The 7053-nt window shown below is 45.6% G+C and carries 8 protein-coding genes and 4 tRNA genes; 9 read left to right on the top strand and 3 right to left on the bottom strand.

What is annotated here, in order from left to right:
* The first annotated feature begins 139 nt into the window (after nucleotides 1-139).
* Both ACQEXR_RS19470 and rraA read left to right on the top strand, forming a co-directional pair.
* Nucleotides 140-1057: a 1,4-dihydroxy-2-naphthoate polyprenyltransferase gene (locus tag ACQEXR_RS19470; RefSeq protein WP_426952906.1), complete on the top strand. Its 918-nt coding sequence runs from the start codon at nucleotides 140-142 to the stop codon at nucleotides 1055-1057.
* A 76-nt stretch (nucleotides 1058-1133) separates the two neighbouring features.
* The gene (rraA, locus tag ACQEXR_RS19465) at nucleotides 1134-1661 is read left to right on the top strand and encodes a ribonuclease E activity regulator RraA (RefSeq protein WP_426952905.1); all 528 of its coding nucleotides are present in this window, start codon (nucleotides 1134-1136) and stop codon (nucleotides 1659-1661) included.
* Nucleotides 1662-1708: 47 nt separating this feature from the next.
* On the opposite strand, the gene ACQEXR_RS19460 is transcribed toward rraA, so the two are convergent.
* Nucleotides 1709-3052 (bottom strand): MATE family efflux transporter, encoded by a 1344-nt coding sequence (locus ACQEXR_RS19460; RefSeq protein WP_171052134.1) that lies wholly within the window; start codon nucleotides 3050-3052, stop codon nucleotides 1709-1711.
* Between the two features lie 109 nt (nucleotides 3053-3161).
* Nucleotides 3162-3932, bottom strand: coding sequence for a triose-phosphate isomerase (gene tpiA / locus ACQEXR_RS19455; protein ID WP_138971043.1), 771 nt, complete (start codon nucleotides 3930-3932; stop codon nucleotides 3162-3164).
* A gap of 271 nt (nucleotides 3933-4203) precedes the next feature.
* On the opposite strand from tpiA, the gene ACQEXR_RS19450 reads away from it, so the two are divergent.
* Together ACQEXR_RS19450 and ACQEXR_RS19445 are read left to right on the top strand one after the other, a co-directional pair.
* The gene (locus ACQEXR_RS19450; RefSeq protein WP_138971042.1) at nucleotides 4204-4551 is read left to right on the top strand and encodes a 5-carboxymethyl-2-hydroxymuconate Delta-isomerase; all 348 of its coding nucleotides are present in this window, start codon (nucleotides 4204-4206) and stop codon (nucleotides 4549-4551) included.
* Between the two features lie 41 nt (nucleotides 4552-4592).
* Entirely contained in the window at nucleotides 4593-5018 is a 426-nt protein-coding gene (locus ACQEXR_RS19445) for a DUF805 domain-containing protein (RefSeq protein WP_138971041.1), read from the top strand.
* A gap of 179 nt (nucleotides 5019-5197) precedes the next feature.
* On the opposite strand, the gene coaA is transcribed toward ACQEXR_RS19445, so the two are convergent.
* Nucleotides 5198-6121, bottom strand: coding sequence for a type I pantothenate kinase (gene coaA / locus ACQEXR_RS19440; RefSeq protein ID WP_426952904.1), 924 nt, complete (start codon nucleotides 6119-6121; stop codon nucleotides 5198-5200).
* Between the two features lie 211 nt (nucleotides 6122-6332).
* Here coaA and ACQEXR_RS19435 point away from each other — a divergent pair.
* The 5 genes from ACQEXR_RS19435 to ACQEXR_RS19415 form a co-directional block, all read left to right on the top strand.
* A tRNA-Thr gene (locus ACQEXR_RS19435) sits at nucleotides 6333-6408 on the top strand.
* Between the two features lie 36 nt (nucleotides 6409-6444).
* Nucleotides 6445-6529 (top strand) — tRNA-Tyr (locus ACQEXR_RS19430).
* 35 nt (nucleotides 6530-6564) lie between these two features.
* Nucleotides 6565-6639 (top strand) — tRNA-Gly (locus ACQEXR_RS19425).
* A 13-nt stretch (nucleotides 6640-6652) separates the two neighbouring features.
* Nucleotides 6653-6728, top strand: a tRNA-Thr gene (locus tag ACQEXR_RS19420).
* Nucleotides 6729-6868: 140 nt separating this feature from the next.
* Nucleotides 6869-7053: GTP-binding protein (locus ACQEXR_RS19415; protein ID WP_232425018.1), on the top strand; the 185-nt coding region annotated here is incomplete at its 3' end.

Here is a 7053-nt window from a genome sequence, read left to right as displayed (position 1 = left end):
TAGCGCTGGACTAAACAAAGGCCCCCTTTTAGGGGGCTCACACAAAGCCACCTTCTTTAGAAGGTGGTAATTTACTTTTATCTGCAAGGTTTGATGTGCCACAATTCTAGGTCAGTCCGATGGTACTAAACTAGAACCTATGAAACAGTCTCTTAAAATATGGCTAGATGCCGCTCGACCAAAAACCTTGCCTCTTGCATTGGTTTCTATCTTAACCGGTAGCGTATTGGCGTACTCCACTCACCAATTCTCTTTTGTTGTCGCGTTATTGGCGTTTTTGACCGCGACTCTGCTGCAGATTTTATCGAATCTTGCCAATGATTATGGCGATGCAGTGAAAGGAACCGACAATGAAAATCGACTTGGACCGATGCGTGCGATTCAGTCAGGTGCAGTGAGTCAGTCTGCTATGAAGCAGGCGATGATGATTAATGTGGTCCTGACTGTTATTGCGGGTCTGACGTTGGTGATGTACGCGTTAGAAAGCTTACAGAGCATCTTGGCCTTTATTGGCTTGGGGATGTTGGCAATCGTTGCGGCAATTGCTTATACCGTTGGCAATAAACCTTATGGCTATGTTGGCTTAGGTGATATTTCCGTCTTTATTTTCTTTGGTTTACTTGGCGTAGCAGGGACGTACTTCTTGCATACCGGCATCGTGGCGCCTTTACTGATCCTGCCAGCGATTGGCTGTGGTTTACTGGCTGTCGCAGTCCTTAATATCAATAACATGCGCGATATTGAGAACGACCAAGAGTGCGGTAAGAAGACGGTCGCCGTGCGTCTTGGGCAAAAACGTGCCAAGCAGTACCACTTTGTCCTACTAGTGGGTGCTGTTATTGCTTTTGCCGCCTATTTGGTGCATCAACCTAGCCCAATATGGATCAGTCTGCCTTTTCTTCTCAGTCTGATTGTGACCTACAAACATGGTCGAGCAGTCTGGTTGGCACAGCAACCAGCGCAGATTGCGCCAATGATGCCTGTAATAGTGAAATGCTCAATGGTGACCAACTTGCTGTTTGCTGGAGTGGTCATAGCTCAAACTCTGGTGAGTTAAATGATGCATGTCATTGCAATGACTTAATGACCCTATATACTCGATGGAGATAACGAACGGTATGGGAAGGAATACTATGGAATACAATACCTCTGCCTTGTGCGACATCTACTTAGAGCAAGTCGATGTCGTTGAGCCCATGTTTAGTAACTTTGGTGGGTGCGCATCGTTCGCAGGCCAGATCACTACGGTGAAATGCTACGAAGACAATGGATTAATCCGTGAGATCTTAGAGCAAGACGGCCTTGGTCGAGTACTGCTTATTGACGGTGGTGGTTCTTTACGCCGAGCTTTGATTGATGCAGAACTTGCGTCAATGGCAGAAGAGAACGAGTGGGAAGGTATTGTTGTTTACGGTTGCGTCCGAGAAGTGGATGAACTGGAAGACATGAGTATCGGTATTCAAGCGATTGCTTCTATTCCAGTAGGCGCAACGTCCCAAGGTGTGGGGGAGGTTGATATTCCGGTTAACTTCGGTGGCGTCACTTTCCTTCCAGAAGATTACCTATACGCAGACAACACAGGGGTGATTCTTTCTCAAGAACCACTTGATGTCGATTTAGAAATCGACGACGATGAAGAAGAAATCGTGGTTAATGAATAACCCGTGAATCTTTACACAAACACCGGCCTAAAGGTCGGTGTTTTGTTTTATGGCCGTGAAGTAAGATAAGTACGACGAAGTTTGGTTGCATAAAGATAGCCCGCTGTTCCTCCGACAATATTGCCTAGTGCAATTCCGACAAAGAGTCCTTCAATACCGTACCACTGACCGCCAAGCCACGCGCATGGTAAGGTAAAAAGAAACAAACGCATAAAGCTCCATTGGAAAGCACGCATCGGTTGATGAAGGGCATTGAGTCCAGAGACCAACATCATCATTATGCCTTGAAAACCATAGCTAAAAGGCACCACCAACAGGTAATGCCAAAGCAGATCTTTTACCGCAACCTCCTGAGAGAAAAGGGCTGCAATCGGGATACTGAGTGGCACCATCATAATGAATATCCCGAGCTGGAAGACGATGGAAAAGCGCATGCTAAGAAATAGACCAGCAAAACTTCTCGTTGGATTATTCGCTCCCATATTCTGGGCGATGAAGGGCGTTAGAGCTGAAGTCAACGCCATTAAAACCAATATCAGAATTGACTCAACTCTCTGCGCTGCGCCATAAGCGGCAACCGCTGCTGTGCCATGAGAAGAGAGCATCATCATTAAAATAGCGCCCGAGATAGGAGTTAGAGCATTAGAGAGTGCCGCTGGAGTACCAATCTTAAGGATTTGTTGCCAGTCTTTTAAGAGAGAATCAAAGTTAGGCAGAGCAAGAAGCTTCTCACGTTTCGCCAATACATAAAGTGAACCGATTAAAGCCCCAAGCCAACTGAATGCACTGGCGATGGCAGCGCCTTGAATGCCAAGTTCTGGAAAAGGTCCGTAGCCAAAGATCAGGAGCGGGTCGAGTAGCCCGTTAATAAATCCAGCTAACATCATGATTTTTGCTGGGGTTTTTGTGTCGCCTGTGGCACGAATTGCACTGTTACCCGCCATTGGGATCACCAGCAGAGGAATGGTGAGATACCATATCTGCATGTACTGTTTTATCAGTGGCAGTAAATCAGTTTTTGCGCCAAGAGCTAGAAATAAAGGTTCTATGGAAAAGAACCCCATCGCTGAAGCGAGCACCACAAGAGTCACAGCCAAGATTAGACCGTGGGTAGAAAATCGCGCAGCGTCTTGAGCTTGACCTTGTCCCAGCAAACGTCCAATGCTGGTCGAGAGACCAATGCCGATTCCCATAGTGATACAGTTGACCGCGAAGGTCACTGGAAAGGTATAGCTGATCGCCGCTAGGGCTTGTGTGCCCAGCAGAGAGATAAAGAAGGTATCGACTAAGTTGAACATCAGAATCGCGATCATGCCGAACGTCATCGGAACGGTCATCTGACGGAGAACTAGGGGAATTGAGCCTGTTAAAAGGCCATGCTTATCCTGCATTCGGCACAACTACTAGTGATCGGAAAAGCGTAGGATACTTGATTGAGCCAACAGACACAAAAAAGGCCAGCAAAAGCTGACCTTTATTCTTTTCTATTATCTAGAAAAATTACGCTTTAGCCGCTGCTGCCGCTTTTGCGATTGCTGCGAAGCTCTTAGCATCTAGAGATGCACCACCAACTAGCGCACCATCGATGTCTGGTTGAGAGAAGTAAGCTTCTGCGTTTTCAGGTTTAACAGAACCACCGTATTGGATAATTACTTGTTCAGCGACTTCTTGGCTCTTCGCAGCGATTAGAGCACGGATAGAAGCGTGAATACGCTGTGCATCTTCAGCTGTTGCTGCTTTACCAGTACCGATTGCCCAGATTGGTTCGTAAGCGATGATTGCATCGTTAAGTGCTTCTACACCGTAAGTATCGATAACAGCGTTGATTTGACGCGCACATACCGCTTCAGTTTCACCAGCTTCGTTTTGAGCTTCAGATTCACCGATACAGAAAACAGGCTTTAGGCCGTTCTCTTTCAGGAAAGCGAATTTCTTAGCGATGAACTCGTCTGATTCGTTGTGGTATTCACGACGTTCAGAGTGACCGATGATGATGTGAGTTGCACCGAAATCTTTCAACATTTCTGGAGACATGTCGCCAGTGAATGCACCACTGTTGTTTAGGTCAGTGTTTTGTGCACCAAGGATGATTTTGTTGCCACCTTTAGCGATTAGCTGTTCCGCTAAGTCAATGTATAGCGCTGGTGGAGCTACAGCAACGTCTACACCTTCAACGCCTTCAAGCTCAGCGTTTAGACCATTTAGCAGCTCTTTTACCATTGCTTTGCTGCCGTTAAGTTTCCAGTTACCCATCACTACAGGACGACGCATAGGAATATCTCCGTGTTTAATCAATTAATGTAAAAAATCTTCGTAAGAATATAACAGATAAAATGGGTTAGATCATGATTACCGTCATGTCTTAACCGGATATCATTTATTGGTAGGAGCAGTCATGCCACATATCTGGTGCAATTGATGGACATATCAGTGATCCATGGTACAGATTGGCTGAAACATGCTCGGAATTAAGCATAGAAATTGGTAATAGTGTTGTCCATTCACCCTTTCTCGTGAAACTCTCTTACATTTGAGGAATACTATGCCAAATCTAGTCATGGAATACTCCAACTCTGTCGATGAACGTGTCAATGTTCAAGGGTTGTTGGAAGACTTACATCAGGTTGCGATCCAGTGTGGGTTGTTTGATATCGGTTCAATCAAGTCAAGGGCACTGCGTTACCACAACTGGTTGATTGGCGATGAAGGAGACAGCGTTGACTTTATCCACATCAGTTTTGAACTGTTAGATGGGCGTAGTACAGAGCAAAAAAGAGAGCTGTCACGTCAATTGATGGATGTGCTGTCAGAGCAGGCAGGGCATGTTCGTAGTCTAACGGTGAATATCCGCGACATGGATAAAGAGAGTTTTCAGAAAGTGGTGAATTAGATTACTTTTATCTAATTATGTTTAAATTTTGGGTATTTAAGATGTCAATGAAAGAACTGTTATTCTCGTTTCACGGTCGTATAGGACGTAAAACCTATTGGACTTGGAATGTGGCTTATTACTTACTAATTGTCGGTTTTGCGTTGGGAATGAATGTTCTGTTTCCATCCATAGCGCATCTTATTTTGCCGGTATTCTTGCTGATTGTTCTTCTACCGGATCTCGCCATCACCGCCAAACGTTGGCATGACAGAGGTAAGTCAAGTTGGTGGTTGCTGCTCAATATTCCCTTAGTGATTGGCCGAATGACCATGCCTGTTGGCGATCCAAGCCAAAGCGCGCAACCAACCACTTTACAAGCAGTGAGCTCAATGGCGGCACTGATTTGTGGTCTATGGATTCTAGTTGAGTGTGGTTTCCTTAAAGGCACGGATGGTGAGAATCAATACGGACCGGAAGGGAAGTAGAACGCTTCGCTCCGAGACCGGACTTCGTCCTGCGAGAGTTTAGAACGGGCTGCGCCCTTCGAGAGATGCACGTTATAGATGCTGAGTAGGTATCTGATACAGAGTTTTTGTTAGGGACTTACGTCTAAAATCCAGAAAAAAGGTTGACGCTTTCACGTCAACCTTCCAAGATTTTCTCGCTACTTCCTCAACAGTACCTGTTCGACTTTATGATTTTGCCCTTTTTGCAAAATTAAGTGTGCGCGTCCTTTGGTTGGCAAAATATTCGCATCTAGGTTTACACCATTGATCGCTTGCCAGATGCTGTGCGCTTTTTCAATCGCCTGTGGTTCAGTCAGCTTAGTGTAATGGCTAAAGTAAGAGCCGGGCTTGGTAAAGGCACCCTGACGAAACTTCAAGAAACGTTCGACATACCACTGTTCAATAATGGTGCTCTCAGCATCCACATAAAGTGAGAAATCAAGAAAGTCGGAAACAAAGACGCGATGAGGATCGTGAGGGTAGTCCATACCACTCTGAAGGACATTTAAGCCTTCAATAATCAGCACATCTGGGCGATCGACCACTTTGACTTCGTCAGTGATGTCATAAGTGATGTGAGAGTACACCGGAACTTCCAGATTCGGTTTACCGGCCTTTACATCAGAGACAAACGCAACTAACTGTTTGATATCGTATGATTCAGGGAAGCCTTTTCGGTGCATGATGCCGCGTTTATCGAGCACTTTCTTTGGGTACAGGAAACCGTCGGTGGTCACCAGCTCAACTTTAGGGTGGTTATCCCAGCGAGATAATAGCGCTTTGAGCAAACGCGCGGTGGTACTTTTACCAACGGCGACACTTCCCGCGATACCAATGATAAAAGGAGGCGCGGACTCTTGATTCGAAAGGAAGTTATTTAATACTGAGTTTCTGCTTTGGCGTGCAGCAACGTAAAGATTTAGCAAACGGGCTAGCGGCAGATAGATTTCTTCAACCTCATCCATCGTAAGGCTTTCATTTACACCTTGTAGCTCAACCAAATCGGTCTCGGATAACGTCATAGGCACAGCGTTACGCAGCGCGGCCCATTGCTGACGATTAAAAGAGAGATACGGCGTCATAGTCATCCTAACTTGGTTTTACTAATACGATAGAGCAGCGAAAATACAACAACCGCTAAAGATTTCCAACGACATAGTCTACATAAGTCAATTTTTGGCGATGAATTGGGCGAATTTTCAACAAATAAGCCCAAACGGACGAAAAAGAGATTTTTTTTTAAATTTACTATTGCAAGGCAGAAAATCATTCAATAGAATGCGCACCACTTATGCCGACTTAGCTCAGTAGGTAGAGCAACTGACTTGTAATCAGTAGGTCACCAGTTCGATTCCGGTAGTCGGCACCATTCTCTCCTTTAGTAGTGAGAATGGATAGAAAATTTGGAGGGGTTCCCGAGTGGCCAAAGGGATCAGACTGTAAATCTGCTGGCACTGCCTTCGATGGTTCGAATCCGTCCCCCTCCACCATATTCTTTAGGAAATAGCTCACAGAGTTACGTGTTGCGGGCATCGTATAATGGCTATTACCTCAGCCTTCCAAGCTGATGATGCGGGTTCGATTCCCGCTGCCCGCTCCACTCTATTTTGAGTGCTGATATAGCTCAGGCGGTAGAGCGCATCCTTGGTAAGGATGAGGTCGGCAGTTCGAATCTGCCTATCAGCACCAGCTCTATTAAAGCAAACTTTTCCTTTTGATACTTTCTTGCTGCTGAACTACGTTTAGTGTTTGAGAGTAATTTTATTACCAATACTTTTTGGTTGCGTGGTCATCAAAGCCACCTAAATCCGTACCTAGAGGGACAACTCATGTCTAAAGAAAAATTTGAACGTACGAAACCGCACGTAAACGTTGGTACTATCGGCCACGTTGACCACGGTAAAACAACTCTAACTGCAGCTATCTGTACAACACTTGCTAAAGTGTACGGCGGTGAAGCGAAAGACTTCGCATCTATCGATAACGCTCCAGAAGAGCGTGAGCGCGGTATCAC

It is taken from the genome of Vibrio sp. TRT 2004, assembly GCF_050113735.1.
Taxonomy (GTDB): domain Bacteria; phylum Pseudomonadota; class Gammaproteobacteria; order Enterobacterales; family Vibrionaceae; genus Vibrio.
This window is presented reverse-complemented; position numbering and strand designations above follow the sequence as displayed.